The sequence below is a fragment of the Streptomyces sp. DI166 genome (genome assembly GCF_900091315.1).
Lineage (GTDB): Bacteria > Actinomycetota > Actinomycetes > Streptomycetales > Streptomycetaceae > Streptomyces > Streptomyces fuscus.
On record NZ_FLSP01000012.1, the window covers coordinates 93,403 to 106,071 of the forward strand.

The 12,669-nt window shown below is 70.4% G+C and carries 13 protein-coding genes and 1 pseudogene; 6 read left to right on the top strand and 8 right to left on the bottom strand.

What is annotated here, in order from left to right; all coding sequences use genetic code 11:
• Positions 1 to 85: 85 nt before the first annotated feature.
• On the top strand, positions 86 to 1,648 hold the full coding sequence (locus tag GA0115233_RS08835; protein WP_093719560.1) for a sodium:solute symporter family protein: 1,563 nt from the start codon (positions 86 to 88) through the stop codon (positions 1,646 to 1,648).
• 163 nt (positions 1,649 to 1,811) lie between these two features.
• Here the strand turns inward: GA0115233_RS08835 and GA0115233_RS08840 are convergent, their stop codons facing one another.
• Positions 1,812 to 2,924 (bottom strand): ADP-ribosylglycohydrolase family protein, encoded by a 1,113-nt coding sequence (locus GA0115233_RS08840; protein ID WP_093719593.1) that lies wholly within the window; start codon positions 2,922 to 2,924, stop codon positions 1,812 to 1,814.
• 158 nt (positions 2,925 to 3,082) lie between these two features.
• On the opposite strand from GA0115233_RS08840, the gene GA0115233_RS08845 reads away from it, so the two are divergent.
• The 3 genes and pseudogenes from GA0115233_RS08845 to GA0115233_RS08855 all read left to right on the top strand — a co-directional run bounded on the left by GA0115233_RS08845 (position 3,083) and on the right by GA0115233_RS08855 (position 4,298).
• The gene (locus tag GA0115233_RS08845; RefSeq protein WP_093719561.1) at positions 3,083 to 3,895 is read left to right on the top strand and encodes a helix-turn-helix domain-containing protein; all 813 of its coding nucleotides are present in this window, start codon (positions 3,083 to 3,085) and stop codon (positions 3,893 to 3,895) included.
• Complete coding sequence (locus GA0115233_RS08850; RefSeq protein WP_093719562.1) at positions 3,892 to 4,080, top strand: DUF397 domain-containing protein; 189 nt, start codon at positions 3,892 to 3,894, stop codon at positions 4,078 to 4,080. The genes GA0115233_RS08845 and GA0115233_RS08850 overlap by 4 nt, the downstream gene beginning before the upstream one ends.
• Positions 4,081 to 4,101: 21 nt before the next feature.
• Positions 4,102 to 4,298: pseudogene (locus tag GA0115233_RS08855) on the top strand (DUF397 domain-containing protein).
• Here the strand turns inward: GA0115233_RS08855 and GA0115233_RS40935 are convergent.
• Positions 4,279 to 4,587 (bottom strand): tetratricopeptide repeat protein, encoded by a 309-nt coding sequence (locus GA0115233_RS40935; RefSeq protein WP_176711685.1) that lies wholly within the window; start codon positions 4,585 to 4,587, stop codon positions 4,279 to 4,281. The pseudogene GA0115233_RS08855 and the gene GA0115233_RS40935 sit on opposite strands and share 20 nt — an antisense overlap.
• A complete protein-coding gene (locus GA0115233_RS08865; protein ID WP_093719564.1) occupies positions 4,545 to 5,594 on the bottom strand; it encodes an ATP-binding protein in 1,050 nt (349 codons plus the stop codon). Before GA0115233_RS08865 ends, GA0115233_RS40935 begins: the two co-directional genes overlap by 43 nt.
• A gap of 198 nt (positions 5,595 to 5,792) precedes the next feature.
• On the opposite strand from GA0115233_RS08865, the gene GA0115233_RS08875 reads away from it, so the two are divergent.
• Positions 5,793 to 7,001, top strand: coding sequence for an RNA-guided endonuclease InsQ/TnpB family protein (locus GA0115233_RS08875; RefSeq protein ID WP_093719566.1), 1,209 nt, complete (start codon positions 5,793 to 5,795; stop codon positions 6,999 to 7,001).
• Between the two features lie 69 nt (positions 7,002 to 7,070).
• Positions 7,071 to 7,568, top strand: a complete 498-nt coding sequence (locus GA0115233_RS08880) for a DUF2165 domain-containing protein (protein ID WP_093719594.1) — start codon at positions 7,071 to 7,073, stop codon at positions 7,566 to 7,568.
• Between the two features lie 9 nt (positions 7,569 to 7,577).
• On the opposite strand, the gene GA0115233_RS08885 is transcribed toward GA0115233_RS08880, so the two are convergent.
• The 5 genes from GA0115233_RS08885 to GA0115233_RS08905 all read right to left on the bottom strand — a co-directional run bounded on the left by GA0115233_RS08885 (position 7,578) and on the right by GA0115233_RS08905 (position 12,667).
• Entirely contained in the window at positions 7,578 to 7,787 is a 210-nt protein-coding gene (locus GA0115233_RS08885) for a hypothetical protein (protein ID WP_093719567.1), read from the bottom strand.
• A gap of 38 nt (positions 7,788 to 7,825) precedes the next feature.
• Positions 7,826 to 8,395: a hypothetical protein gene (locus tag GA0115233_RS08890; RefSeq protein WP_176711687.1), complete on the bottom strand. Its 570-nt coding sequence runs from the start codon at positions 8,393 to 8,395 to the stop codon at positions 7,826 to 7,828.
• Positions 8,396 to 8,499: 104 nt separating this feature from the next.
• Positions 8,500 to 11,085, bottom strand: coding sequence for a bifunctional FO biosynthesis protein CofGH (locus GA0115233_RS08895; protein WP_093719569.1), 2,586 nt, complete (start codon positions 11,083 to 11,085; stop codon positions 8,500 to 8,502).
• Positions 11,086 to 11,125: 40 nt separating this feature from the next.
• Complete coding sequence (locus GA0115233_RS08900) at positions 11,126 to 11,974, bottom strand: LLM class F420-dependent oxidoreductase (RefSeq protein ID WP_093719570.1); 849 nt, start codon at positions 11,972 to 11,974, stop codon at positions 11,126 to 11,128.
• 207 nt (positions 11,975 to 12,181) lie between these two features.
• Entirely contained in the window at positions 12,182 to 12,667 is a 486-nt protein-coding gene (locus GA0115233_RS08905; protein WP_093719571.1) for a protease inhibitor I42 family protein, read from the bottom strand.
• Between the last annotated feature and the right edge of the window lie 2 nt (positions 12,668 to 12,669).

Genomic DNA, 12,669 nt, shown 5'->3' on the forward strand with positions numbered 1-12,669 from the left:
ACCTCCCCTTGACCCTACGCTCACTTGTCGTGTTCACGAGACTGCACTGACGATGAGCGCCGGGCTGAACCCTGGGAGGGCGCACATGAACGGTCTCGACTGGGCCGTGCTCATCGGCTATTTCGGCGTGATGGTGGCGATCGGTATCTGGTCCCACAAGCGCGTGGACAACGTGAGCGACTTCTTCACGGCCGGCGGGAAGATGCCGTGGTGGCTCTCCGGGATCTCGCACCATATGTCCGGCTACAGCGCGGTGATGTTCACGGGGTACGCGGGCATCGCCTACACCTACGGCGTCACCTCCTTCGTGACCTGGTCCTTCCCCATCGCGCTGGGCATCGCGATCGGCTCCAAGCTGTTCGCCCCACGGATCAACCGGCTGCGGTCGCGGCTGCATGTGGCGTCCCCGCTGGAGTACTTGAAGAACCGGTACGACCTGAAGACGCAGCAGGCGCTGGCCTGGTCCGGGATGCTGCTGAAGATCGTGGACGTGGGCGCGAAGTGGGCGGCGATCGCCACCCTGCTGTCCGTGTTCACGGGGATCTCCCTGAACCAGGGCATCCTCATCACCGGCACGATCACCGCCGTGTACTGCACGATCGGCGGGCTGTGGGCGGACGCGCTGACCGAGTTGGGGCAGTTCGTCATCCAACTCCTCGCCGGTGTCGCGATGTTCATCGCCGTGGTCGTCGAACTTGAGGGCAAGGGGATCGGGTTCTTCGGCGCCTGGGACGAGCCGGCGCTCCAGGGGCACGAGAAACCGCTGGTGGGGCCGTACGGGACGGTGTTCCTGCTCGCCTTCCTCTTCATCAAGCTGTTCGAGTACAACGGCGGCATGCTCAACCAGGCGCAGCGGTACATGGCCACGCCGAGCGCCCGGGAGGCGGAGCGGTCGGCCCGGCTGTCGGCCGCGCTGTGGCTGGTGTGGCCGCTGGTTCTGTTCTTCCCGATGTGGATGTCCCCGCTGCTGGTGGAGTCGCAGAAGCCGGACGGGTCCGACTCCTACGGCCTGATGACCGAACAGCTCCTGCCGCACGGGCTGTTGGGCCTGGTCATCGTGGGCTTCTTCTCCCACACCATGGCCATGTGCTCCTCGGACGCGAACGCCATCGCGGCCGTCTTCACGCGGGACTGTGCGCCGGTGCTGTGGCGGCGGGCGCGGAGTTGGACCGAGGGGCAGGGGCTGCGGGTGGCCCGGGTGACGACCGTGGTCTTCCTCGGCCTGTCCATGGCGGCGGCGACGCAGGTCAACTCGCCTACCTTCGGGGACATCATCACGGTCGTCATCAAGTGGGTGGCCGGACTGATGGGGCCGATGGCGATCCCGATGATGCTGGGCCTGCTGCGGCCGTTCCGGCGGTCCGGACCGACGGCGGCGCTGACGAGCTGGTCGCTGGGGCTGGTGACGTTCTGGCTGGTGAACTACCCGATCCACTGGAGTGTGGAGGGTGGGGTGCCGTTGCAGTACCAGGTGTCGATTCCGCTGGCGGTGTCGCTGGTGCTGTATGTGCTGGTCGGCTTCATCAAGCCCGAGGACACGCCGGAGCGGCTGGCGATCATCGACAAGGTGAACACCGACGGGGACGGGGTGGCGGCGGTACCGGCGCCTGCGGGGGCGGGCGCTGTTCCGACGGCGACGTCCGACTGACCGTCGGCGGTGGCTGGGGCCGGGGCGGGTGCGCTTGCCCGCGCTTGCGGGGTGCCGCTGCGCCCACCCGTGCCGCCCCAGCGGCACGACTGCCCGCAGCTACGCGGGTTGGGTGGTGCCGCTGCCCGCAGCTACGGCAGTTTCGCGGCGGGGGCGAGAATCCCTAGCGGGGGTAGCGGGCCAGCCAGCCAGGCGACGAGCCCCCAGGGCCGTGCAACGCCGGGCCCTGGGTCATTTCCATCGCGAAGTCGTCCGACAGTTCCAGAATCGTGGGGCGGCCTTCCAGCTCCGCCAGCCACGCCGGCGGCAGCGCCGTCTCACCGTGCATCGCCCCGAGCAGGCCTCCCGTCAGCGCCGCCGTCGCCGCCGAAGGACCGTCGTGGTTGGCCGACAGGCACAGACCGTGGCGTACGTCCTCGCCCACCAGCGCGCAGTACACCGCCGCCGCCAGCACGCCCTCCCCCTGCGCCCCCGCCATCAGCTCCCCCACCCGTTCCGGCGCGGGTCTTCCCTGGCGCACCGCCCCCAGCGCGTGCTGGAGTGCCTGGGAGACCGGTTCGTGGCCGGGACGGGACGCCAGCATGCCCAGCGTGCGCTGGATCGCGCCGTCCATGGACTCGCCGCACGCCAGGGCGTGCACCAGCACCGCGTACGCGCCCGCCGTCAGGTACCCCACCGGGTGCCCGTGCGTCTGCGCCGCGCACTCGATCGCGAGCTGCGCCACGAGCTGCGGCTCCCACCCCACCAGCAGCCCGAACGGCGCCGACCGCACCGCCGCCTCCGGCCCGGCCTCACCCGGGTTCTTCGGGGCGTCCAGCGTGCCCATCATGTCGTCGCCCAGTCCGATCAGCAGCGACCGCGACGCGTCCCGCCTCGCGTACAGCCACTCCTCGCGGGCCAGCCAGCCGTCCTCCTTGCGGCGCTCGTCCGGGCCCCAGTCCCGTTGCGTCGCCGCCCAGCGCAGGTACGCGCGGTGCAGGTCCGTCGGCGGGTGCCAGGCGCCCGTGTCGCGCCTGACCTGCGCCCGGATCAGGCCGTCCACCGAGAAGAGGGTCAGCTGAGTGAGGTGCGTGACCGCGCCGCGTCGGCCGTACGCCTGCGCCAGGTCCACCAGGCCCTCGGCGCCGTACGCCTCCCTGATCTGCGCCAGGCTCATGCCGTTCACGGGGGCGCCGAGGGCATCACCGACCGCCGCGCCGAGCATCGTGCCCCGGACTCTGCTACGGAAGTCCTGCTGCTCGGAGCGGCCCCAGACGGCACCCGCTGTCGCACCCACGACCAGCACTGTAATCGACCAGGAACGGTCGGTTCAGGGGCGGAATGTTATGCGGATTGTGCACCGAGTGGGCATCGGTGGGCGGGAGTGGTTCGGTTTTTCGGGTTTCCGTCACTGACTGTGTTCGGTCTCCTTACGCTCTGTTTCAGGAGGTGCGTATGGAGGACGAAGAGGCCGAGGCGGTACTCCGGGCCGTCGGCCGACAGATCAAGCTCTGGCGGGAAACGGCGGGGCTGAAGCAGACCGAACTCGGGGACGCGATCGGCTACGGCGAGGACATGATCTCGGCGGTGGAGCGCGCGAAGCGCATTCCCCAGCCGGACTTCCTGGACCGCGCGGACGAAGTCCTGGGCGCGGGCGGCAAGCTCGCGGCGATGAAGAAGGATGTGGAGGAGGTCCGCTACCCGAAGAAGGTTCGGGACATCGCGAAGCTGGAGGACGAGGCGGTGGAGATGGGTGCCTACACCGCACTACACATCCACGGCCTGCTCCAGACCCCGGAGTATGCGCGGGCGTTGCACGAGACACGGCGGCCCGCGTACACAGAGGAGGAGATCGACCGGCTGGTCGCCGCCCGCATGGCACGCAAGGTGGTTTTCGAGCGCGTGCCCCGGCCATTCCTCACTTTCGTCCAGGAAGAAGCCACGCTGCGCAGGCCGGTCGGGGGGAAGATGGTGCAACGGCAGCAGCTCGAACACCTCTTGGAGGTCGGCAAGTTGCGTCACGTCGAGATCCAGGTGATGCCCACGAGCCGGGCGGACCACGCGCACGTGTCCGGCTCATTCCGCGTGTTGAAGCTGAAGGGCGGTCAGACGCTTGGGTACTTGGCCGCCGAGCTGCATGGCCGCGTGACCACCGAACCCCGGGAAGCCCAAATCGTCGAGATGCGCTATGGAATGATCCGGGCGCAGGCGCTCTCTCCCCGGGAGTCGCTGGCCTTCATCGAGAAGCTTCTGGGAGAAGAGACATGACCGCCATCGTGCTTACGTGGGTCAAGAGCAGCTACAGCGGCGCCGACGAGGCCGACTGCGTCGAGGTCGCTATATCACCCACAACCCCCACCATCCGCATACGCGACTCCAAGAACCAGACCGGCCCCCATGTCACCGTCAGCCACACCGCCTGGTCCGCCTTCCTCAACTCCCGTCCCGTGTGACACGAAGACACTGGAGGAAGCATGCCGCCGATCACTTCATTGACGTGGGTCAAGAGCAGCTACAGCAGCAACGACGGCCCCGATTGCGTCGAGGTCGCCATATCCCCCACACGCCACCCCCACCATCCACATCCGCGACTCCAAGCGCCAACGACGGCCCCCGCCTCACCGTCACCCCCATCGCCTGGACCGCCTTCCTCAACTCCCGTCCCGCGTAGGGCTGCGCTCCAGATCCGCCCGTGCCTCCTCCGTACGCCCCAACGCCACGTACACCCGGGCGCGTTCGGCGTAGGCGTAGCCGTAGTCCGGGGACGGGGAGAGGGCGTGGTCGAGGTGGCGTAGGGCCTCCTCGTACTCGCCCCGAAGGCGGTGGAGTTCGCCGAGGATGGCCCAGGAGTTGGCGTCCTCGGGTTCGCGGGACAGGCAGTCCCGCAGGGCCGCCGACGCCTCCTCGTGGCGGCCCGTCAGGCGGTAGTGGTCGCCGCGTTCCGAGGCGATCCACGCCACGTCGGGGGCGCGGGCCGCCGCCAGGTCGAAGTCGGCGTCCGCCTGCGCCGACTCGCCGCGCGTGTAGCGCAGCCGGGCCCGGCGGACCAGCGTGAAGAGGCTGTCGTCGATCGCGTACGAGCGGTTGAAGTCGGCCAGTGCCTCGTCGTACTGCCCGAGCACATGCCGGCACACCGCCCGGCGAGCAGTTGGCGCGTCTCCGCGTCGGTGAAGGGGGCCAGCGGGAGTTCCACCGCGCCGGTCCAGCGGCCCGTCGGCAGGGGCAGTTGGCCCGCGGTGACCACGACCGGGTTCCCGGGCACGTCACCGTGCTCGTCCCGCTTGCGGAACAGGCCGTGCAGCCACCCGTCCAGGAACGGACCCGTGCGTTCGTACGTGTCGAAGAACAGGACTGTCCACGGCACCCCGGAAGCGGCCGACCTCAGCTCCCGGAGGAACACCGGCGTCAGCGCCGACTCCGGGTGCAGGACCAGGTCGATGTCGTCGGCGTTGCGGAATCGGCTGCTCAGGCCGGCTCGCAGCCGGTCCGCTCCCTGGGCGACCAGGCCGGCCAGCAGTGCCCGGCCCAGCAGGGCACCACCCGGTACCGTAGACTCCAGTACGCCCAGGCCCAGTTCGGCGAAGGCCCGGCTGCCCGGCGACGTGGACTCCGGTCCGCCGTCCTGCGCCCGCAGCGCCGCCTCCACCTCCCGGCGCCGCTCCCGGTACTCGTCCAGCCGCCGCTCCAGCGGTTTCATCCGGCGCCCCCGCGCGGCGAACTGACGGTAGATCATCTCCAGCGCGTTCGGCACGCTTCCCGCGTCCTCGTCGACGTACGCGGTCAGCGCGCCGCGTTCGCGCGCGAGCCGCTTGAACTCCTCGACCAGGAAGGACTTCCCGACACCGGACGGGCCGTGCACATGGAAGCGGGCGCGGTGGTCGGCGCCCGCTTGAAGCTCCAAGTTGCCCAGGAAGGCGGCTCGTTCCGCTTCCCGGCCGACGAACCGGTCCTCCGGCGGCTGTGCCATCCCCGTGCGTCCCGTCGCTGTGGCGGCTGACCGTCATCAGGTCCTTCCTTCGTGGATACCCCCGGCTTGAGCCGGGGGAGGAAACGAAGCTCCTGCGGAGCAGGGCAGGGAAAGCCGGTTCGCCGCCAGGGCGGACCGGCGTCCTCCGACCACCGGCCAACAGCCGCCTCTCACACGGAAGCTGATACAATGTGAGGTGTGACGCAGCAGGTCAAGCGGGCTTTCAAGTACCGCTTCTACCCCACCAACGAGCAGGCAGCGGAGCTGTCGCGCACGTTCGGCTGCGTCCGCCTCGTGTATAACAAGGCGCTGGAGGAACGCACTCGCGCCTGGTACGGCGAGCAGCGCCGGATCTCCTACGTGCAGTCCTCGGCCGCGCTGACGGAGTGGAAGAAGACCGAAGATCTCGCCTTCCTGACGGAGGTGTCCTCGGTCCCGCTCCAGCAGGCGCTGCGCCATCTTCAGACGGCGTTCGGGAACTTCTTCGCCAAGCGGGCCAAGTACCCCCGGTTCAAGTCGAGGAAGAAGTCCCGCGCGTCGGCCGAGTACACCCGCTCCGCGTTCAAGTGGCGCGACGGGGAGCTGACGCTGGCGAAGATGGCGGAGCCGCTGGACATCCGCTGGTCGCGTCCGCTCCCGGAGGGTGCGGTGCCGACGACGGTGACCGTGTCCCGCGACGCGGCCGGCCGCTGGTTCGTCTCCCTGCTCTGCGAGGACACCATTACCCCCGCGCCTGCCACCGCGGCGGCGGTCGGCATCGATGCCGGGATCACCTCCCTGGTGACGCTGTCCACCGGGGAGAAGATCGCCAACCCCCGGCACGAGCGGCGCGACCGTGCCCGCCTGGCCCGCGCGCAGCGGGAGCTGTCGCGGAAGGCGAAGGGCTCGGCGAACCGGGAGAAGGCCCGGCGCCGTGTCGCCAAGATCCATGCCCGGATCGCCGACAGGCGCCGGGACTTCCTGCACAAGCTGTCGACTCGGCTCGTCCGTGAGAACCAAACGGTCGTGATCGAGGACCTCACCGTCCGCAACCTGCTGAAGAACGGCAAGCTCGCGCGCGCCATCTCGGACGCGGCCTGGACGGACCTGCGCATGATGCTGGAGTACAAGTGCGCCTGGTACGGGCGCGAACTCGTCGTGACCGACCGCTGGTTCCCGTCCAGCAAGCTGTGCGGGGCCTGCGGCACGGTCGCGGCGAGGATGCCGCTGAACGTCCGCGAGTGGACGTGCGACTGCGGCGTGGTGCATGACCGCGATGTGAACGCGGCACGCAACATCCTGGCCGCCGGGCTGGCGGCGTCTGCCTGTGGAGACGGTGTAAGACCTCAACGGGAGTCCTCCCGGACGGGGCGGTCGTCGGTGAAGCAGGAACCCCAGCGGGCGACCGCTGGAATCCCCCGCCCTTAGGCGGGGGAGGAAGTCAATGTGGCTCAATGCGTACGGCGGGGTGCGGTCCGTACAGGGAAAATGATCGGCATGGCCACCACACCCCCACGCAACGCCCTCCGTCTCACGGCTGCCTTGCTCACCGCGAGCGTCGCCCTCTACATGGCTCTCGTCGCCTTCGGGAACATCACGGACTTCGGTACGAACCAGGCGTTCGTGCGGCATGTCCTGGCGATGGACACCACGTTCAAGGACGACGACCTGATGTGGAGAGCCATCACCAGCAAGGGGCTCCAGGACACGGCGTACGTCGCCATCATCGTCTGGGAGACCGTCGCCGCGCTCATCCTCATATACGGCACCTGGCTCTGGTTCCGCGGCGGCGACCGGGGCGCCCGGCGCTGGTCGACGTACGGGCTGCTGATGGTGATGCTGCTGTTCGGCGCCGGGTTCATCGCGATCGGCGGTGAGTGGTTCGCGATGTGGCAGTCCGGGGACTGGAACGGGCTGGACGCGGCGACCCGGGTGTTCGTCTTCAGCGGCATCGTGCTGCTGGTCAACCATCTGCCGGGGACGTCGGAGGCGTAGCGCCCGCGGTCAGTCGTCCGAGTCGCTGCTATTGCTGCTGCCGCTCCTGCTGGAACGCCTGTTGGACTTCATCAGGACGTACAGCAGCTCGCCCGCGCCCCGCGTCACGGCCGCCGCGACGCGCGCCCAGCGCGGGGCCGTGCCCCGGCCCGTCCACACCACGCAGACACAGCCGAGGACCACCAGCGCGAGCAGCACCGCCAGGACCACCAGACCCACGATCTCTACCCCCCGTTACTCGTTACTCGTCACTCGCCCTACTTGACGACCGTGACCGTCGTCCCGGCCGTCCCGAACGCCCACAGCGCCGAGCCGTCCTTGTCCGACATGCGGATACCGCCCGTACGGGCCCCGTCCGCGGGCGGGGGCGGCGAGGAGCCGTCCACGGCGTTGGAGAAGGCGACGTTCACGCCGGACCGCACGGCGAAGTACACCACGTGCTCGATCCTCACCCCGTCCGACCCGGTGATCGGGTCCTCGGTGCGCTGGCCGACGGTGTACTTGCCGGGCTCGGGGTCGACGGTGCCGGGCCACACGGCGAACGTGCGGCGCGTGGCCTCGCTCGCGTCGACCAGCCAGACCCGGTTCTCGCCGAGCGAGTACACGATGCGGCGGCCGGTGCCGGAGCCGTCCGGCACCCGCTTGGACTTCGGGGACTCGGACTCGGCCGGCTTGGGGTCGGCCGTGGCCGACGCGCTCGGGCGCGGCGCGGCCGAGACCGTGGGCTTGGCACCCTTGTCGGCCTGTACGGCGAGGGCGACCACGATTGCTGTCGCCCCTACCGTCAGACCGGTCACCCAGACCTTCGGGGCAGGCACTGCTCGGATCTCCTCGACTCACCGACAGGTTCGGATCATCGTACTGCCCCGTGGGTCCGCCTCTCCTCCTCAGTCCGGCACCGGGTACGCCCCGGCGCCGGCCGCCCGGCCCCTCAGTCCAGTACCGGCAGCAGCTCCGGCAGGTGCCCGTCCGACCGGGCCGCCGCCCGCTGCCGCTCCTCGGGGACCTCGCCGTAGAGCGTGGTGCGCGGCCGGGCCGGGCGGCCCGCCGTCGCGGCCACCGCGACCAGGTCCTTGACCGACTTGTACGAGCCGTAGGAGGAGCCCGCCATGCGGGAGATCGTCTCCTCCATGAGCGTGCCGCCGAGGTCGTTGGCACCGGAGCGAAGCATCTCCGCCGCGCCCTCCGTGCCGAGTTTGACCCAGCTTGTCTGGATGTTGGGGATGTGCGGGTGGAGCAGCAGGCGGGCCATCGCGGTCACCGCACGGTTGTCGCGGACCGTGGGGCCGGGGCGGGCGATGCCGGCCAGGTAGACCGGGGCGTTGGTATGGATGAAGGGGAGCGTCACGAACTCCGTGAAGCCGCCGGTCTCCTGCTGGATGCGGGCCAGGGTGCGCAGGTGGCCGAGCCAGTGGCGGGGCTGGTCGACATGGCCGTACATCATCGTCGAGGAGGAGCGGATGCCCAGCTCGTGGGCGGTGGTGACGACCTCGATCCAGGTGGCCGTGGGCAGCTTGCCCTTGGTGAGCACCCAGCGGACCTCGTCGTCCAGGATCTCCGCCGCCGTGCCGGGGATGGAGTCCAGGCCCGCCTCCTTGGCCGCCGTCAGCCACTCGCGGACGGACATGCCGGTGCGGGTGGCGCCGTTGACGACCTCCATCGGGGAGAAGGCGTGGACGTGCATGCCGGGGACCCGTTCCTTCACCGCCCGCGCGATGTCGAAGTAGGCGGTGCCGGGCAGGTCGGGGTGGATGCCGCCCTGCATGCAGACCTCCACCGCGCCCACGTCCCAGGCCTGCTGGGCGCGGTCGGCGACCTGCTCCAGGGAGAGGGTGTAGGCGTCGGCGTCCGTGCGGCGCTGGGCGAAGGCGCAGAAGCGGCAGCCGGTGTAGCAGACGTTGGTGAAGTTGATGTTCCGGGTGACGATGTACGTCACGTCGTCGCCGACCGCCGCCCTGCGGACGTCGTCCGCGATCCGCGTGAGCGCGTCCAGCGCCGGGCCGTCGGCGTGCAGCAGCGCCAGCGCCTCGGCGTCGGTGAGCCGGGTGGGGTCGTCGGCGGCCGTGCGCAGCGCCTGCCGTACGTCGGTGTCGATGCGCTCCGGGGCCATGCCGGGGGCGGCCGCCTCGCGCAGGGCGCCCCAGTCGCCGTAGACCTCGTCGAAGTCGTCGCGGCGGTCGGAGGTGCGGCCCTCGGTGTCGATGGTGGCGTGCAGGTCGGTACGGCCGCTCGCCTCGAAGGCCTCCTCCGGCTCCTGCCAGGGGTGTCCCTCGACCACGGCGTCGGGGCGGGCGAGGCCCGTCTCCGGGTCGGCCAGCGCCGACACGTGCGGGCGCAGCCTCGGGTCCAGCCAGGGCTCGCCGCGGCGCACGAACTCCGGGTAGACGCAGAGGCGTTCGCGCAGTTCGAACCCGGCGGCGCGGGAACGCTCGGTCAGCTCCTCGATCTGCGGCCAGGGCCGCTCGGGGTTGACGTGGTCGATGGTCAGCGGGGAGACCCCGCCCCAGTCGTCGATACCGGCGCCGATCAGCCGCTCGAACTCGGCGTCCACCAGGTTCGGCGGGGCCTGGAGGCAGGCGCTGGGGCCCATGATGTGCCGGGCGACGGCGACCGTGGCGACGAGTTCGTCGAGTTCGGCGTCCGGCATGCCGCGCATCGCCGTGTCCGGCTTGGCGCGGAAGTTCTGGATGATCAGTTCCTGGATGCCGTGGTAGGCGCGGGCAACCTTGCGCAGCGCGAAGAGGGACTCGGCGCGTTCCTCGTACGTCTCGCCGATGCCGATGAGCAGGCCCGAGGTGAAGGGGACGGAGGAGCGGCCCGCGTCCTCCAGGACCCGCAGCCGGACGGCCGGTTCCTTGTCCGGGGAGCCGTAGTGCGGGCCGCCGGGCTCGGACCACAGGCGGGTGGCGGTGGTCTCCAGCATCATGCCCATGGAGGGCGCGACGGGCTTGAGGCGCTGGAAGTCGGTCCAGCTCATGACGCCCGGGTTGAGGTGGGGCAGCAGGCCGGTCTCCTCCAGGATGCGGACGGAGATCGCGCGGACGTAGGCGATGGTGTCGTCGTAGCCGTGCGCGTCCAGCCACTCCCTGGCCTCCGGCCAGCGGTCCTCGGGCTTGTCGCCGAGGGTGATGAGGGCTTCCTTGCAGCCGAGGGCGGCGCCCTTGCGGGCGATGTCCAGGACCTCGTCCGGGGACATGAACATCCCGTGCCCGGCGCGGCGCAGCTTGCCGGGGACGGTGACGAAGGTGCAGTAGTGGCACTTGTCCCGGCACAGGCGGGTGAGCGGGACGAAGACGCTCTTGGAGTACGTGATGACGCCGGGGCGACCCGCCGCCTCCAGGCCCGCGTCACGCACCCGCGCGGCGGACGCGGCGAGGTCCTCCAGGTGCGCGCCGCGTGCCTGGAGCAGGACCGCGGCCTCGGTCACGTCGAGGGCGACGCCGTCCCGGGCCCGTTTCAGGGCGCGACGCATGGCGTTCTCGCTCGGGCCGGGTCCGTTCGTCGCCGAAATCGTCATCCTTCGAGCATACGGTCGAAGTGATCAGGTCAGCCGAGGGTCAGCCGAGGAAGGCCGCGTAGTCGTCCAGCACCCGCAGCACCTCGGACTCCCCGCCCGGCGGCAACTGCGCGACGACCTCCTCGATACCGAGGTCGGCGTAGTGGGCGAGCTTTCCTTCGCTCGGGTAGATGGCGTACGGGACGACTTGCAGCGCCGCCGGGTCGCGGCCCGCGTCGGTCCACGCGGCGCGCAGCACGGGCAGGGTCTCGGTGAGGCCGCGTCCGCCGATGGGCATCCAGCCGTCGGCGTACGCGCAGATGTGGTCGAACAGTTTCGGTCCGGCGGCGCCGCCGACGAGTGTGCGCGGGCCGGTGACCGGGCCGCGCGGCTTCTGTACGGGCTTGGGGTAGGCGTAGGAGGCGCGGACGGACCCGAACTCGCCCTCGTGGGCGGTCGGTTCCTCGGCCCACAGTGCGCGCATGACCGCCATCCGGTCCTGCACGAGGTCGCGCCTCGTCCGCCACTCCACTCCGTGGTCGGCGGCCTCCTCCTTGTTCCAGCCGAAGCCGAGGCCGAGCGTGAAACGGCCGTCGGAGAGGTGGTCGAGCGTGGCGATCTGCTTGGCCAGGGCGATCGGGTCGTGCTGGGCGACCAGCGTGATGCCGGTGCCGAGCCCGAGCCGCTCGGTGACGGCGGCGGCCTGGCCGAGGGCGACGAAGGGGTCGAGGGTACGGCCGTACTCGGGCGGCAGGTCCCCGCCCGCGGGGTACGGCGTGCTCCGCTCCACCGGGATGTGGGTGTGCTCGGGCAGATAGAGCCCGGCGAACCCGCGCTGCTCCAGCTCGCGGGCGAGCCGGGTGGGGGTGATCGTCTCGTCGGTGAGGAAGATCGTGACGGCAAGGCGCATGCGTTATCTGTAGCGGGGGTGGCGTGAGAAGTCGAGGGCGACCGTGTTCTTTGTCCGCGCGCCGGTGGGGGCTGGTCGCGCAGTTCCCCGCGCCCCTGAGGGAATCAGCCTGACGCCGGTCGATGCCTTGCCCGGCATACACGCACTTCGTCTGCGCGCCGGTGGAGGCTGGTCGCGCAGTTCCCCGCGCCCCTGGGGGAGTTGGGCTTACCGGACCGTGATCTTGTACTGGAAGTACGCCGGTTCGTCGGCCGGTTCCGCTGTCTCCGGTGCTGTCGGTACCGGCGGGGTGGTCGCCTGGGCCTGGGCGAGGCTGCCGCAGCGGGCCATGGGGCAGTGGAGGAGGGTCACCGTGGTCGTTCCCGTGGAACGGGCAGTGAAGTCGAAGTACGCCGTGCCGTCGCCGCCGCCCACGATGCCCTCGGGCGCGCCCTCGATGTCCTCGTGGGTGCCCCGGTAGTCGAGGACGTCGGCGTCGGGCTTCGGCTCGGCCAGGAACCAGTGCTCGCCGATGTACGGGCGGGCCGGGACCTTGAGGGTGAAGTCCTCGCCCTTCTCGACCGTGATCGCACGATGGTCGGTGCCGTATTCGGTGGTCGAACCCCTCGTGACCAGGACGAAGGCCAGTGCCCCCGCGGCGGCCAGGGCGATGGCGAGGGCGATCCGGGACTTCGTACTGGCGATCATGGTCATGG

What these genes read in the sequence shown, in the direction of transcription:
- GA0115233_RS08835 (WP_093719560.1), top strand. Translation starts at nt 86, where the DNA reads ATGAACGGTCTCGACTGGGCCGTGCTCATCGGCTATTTCGGCGTGATG.
- GA0115233_RS08845 (WP_093719561.1), top strand. Translation starts at nt 3,083, where the DNA reads ATGGAGGACGAAGAGGCCGAGGCGGTACTCCGGGCCGTCGGCCGACAG.
- GA0115233_RS08850 (WP_093719562.1), top strand. Translation starts at nt 3,892, where the DNA reads ATGACCGCCATCGTGCTTACGTGGGTCAAGAGCAGCTACAGCGGCGCC.
- GA0115233_RS08865 (WP_093719564.1), bottom strand. Translation starts at nt 5,594, where the DNA reads ATGGCACAGCCGCCGGAGGACCGGTTCGTCGGCCGGGAAGCGGAACGA.
- GA0115233_RS08880 (WP_093719594.1), top strand. Translation starts at nt 7,071, where the DNA reads ATGGCCACCACACCCCCACGCAACGCCCTCCGTCTCACGGCTGCCTTG.
- GA0115233_RS08895 (WP_093719569.1), bottom strand. Translation starts at nt 11,085, where the DNA reads ATGACGATTTCGGCGACGAACGGACCCGGCCCGAGCGAGAACGCCATG.
- GA0115233_RS08900 (WP_093719570.1), bottom strand. Translation starts at nt 11,974, where the DNA reads ATGCGCCTTGCCGTCACGATCTTCCTCACCGACGAGACGATCACCCCC.
- GA0115233_RS08905 (WP_093719571.1), bottom strand. Translation starts at nt 12,667, where the DNA reads ATGACCATGATCGCCAGTACGAAGTCCCGGATCGCCCTCGCCATCGCC.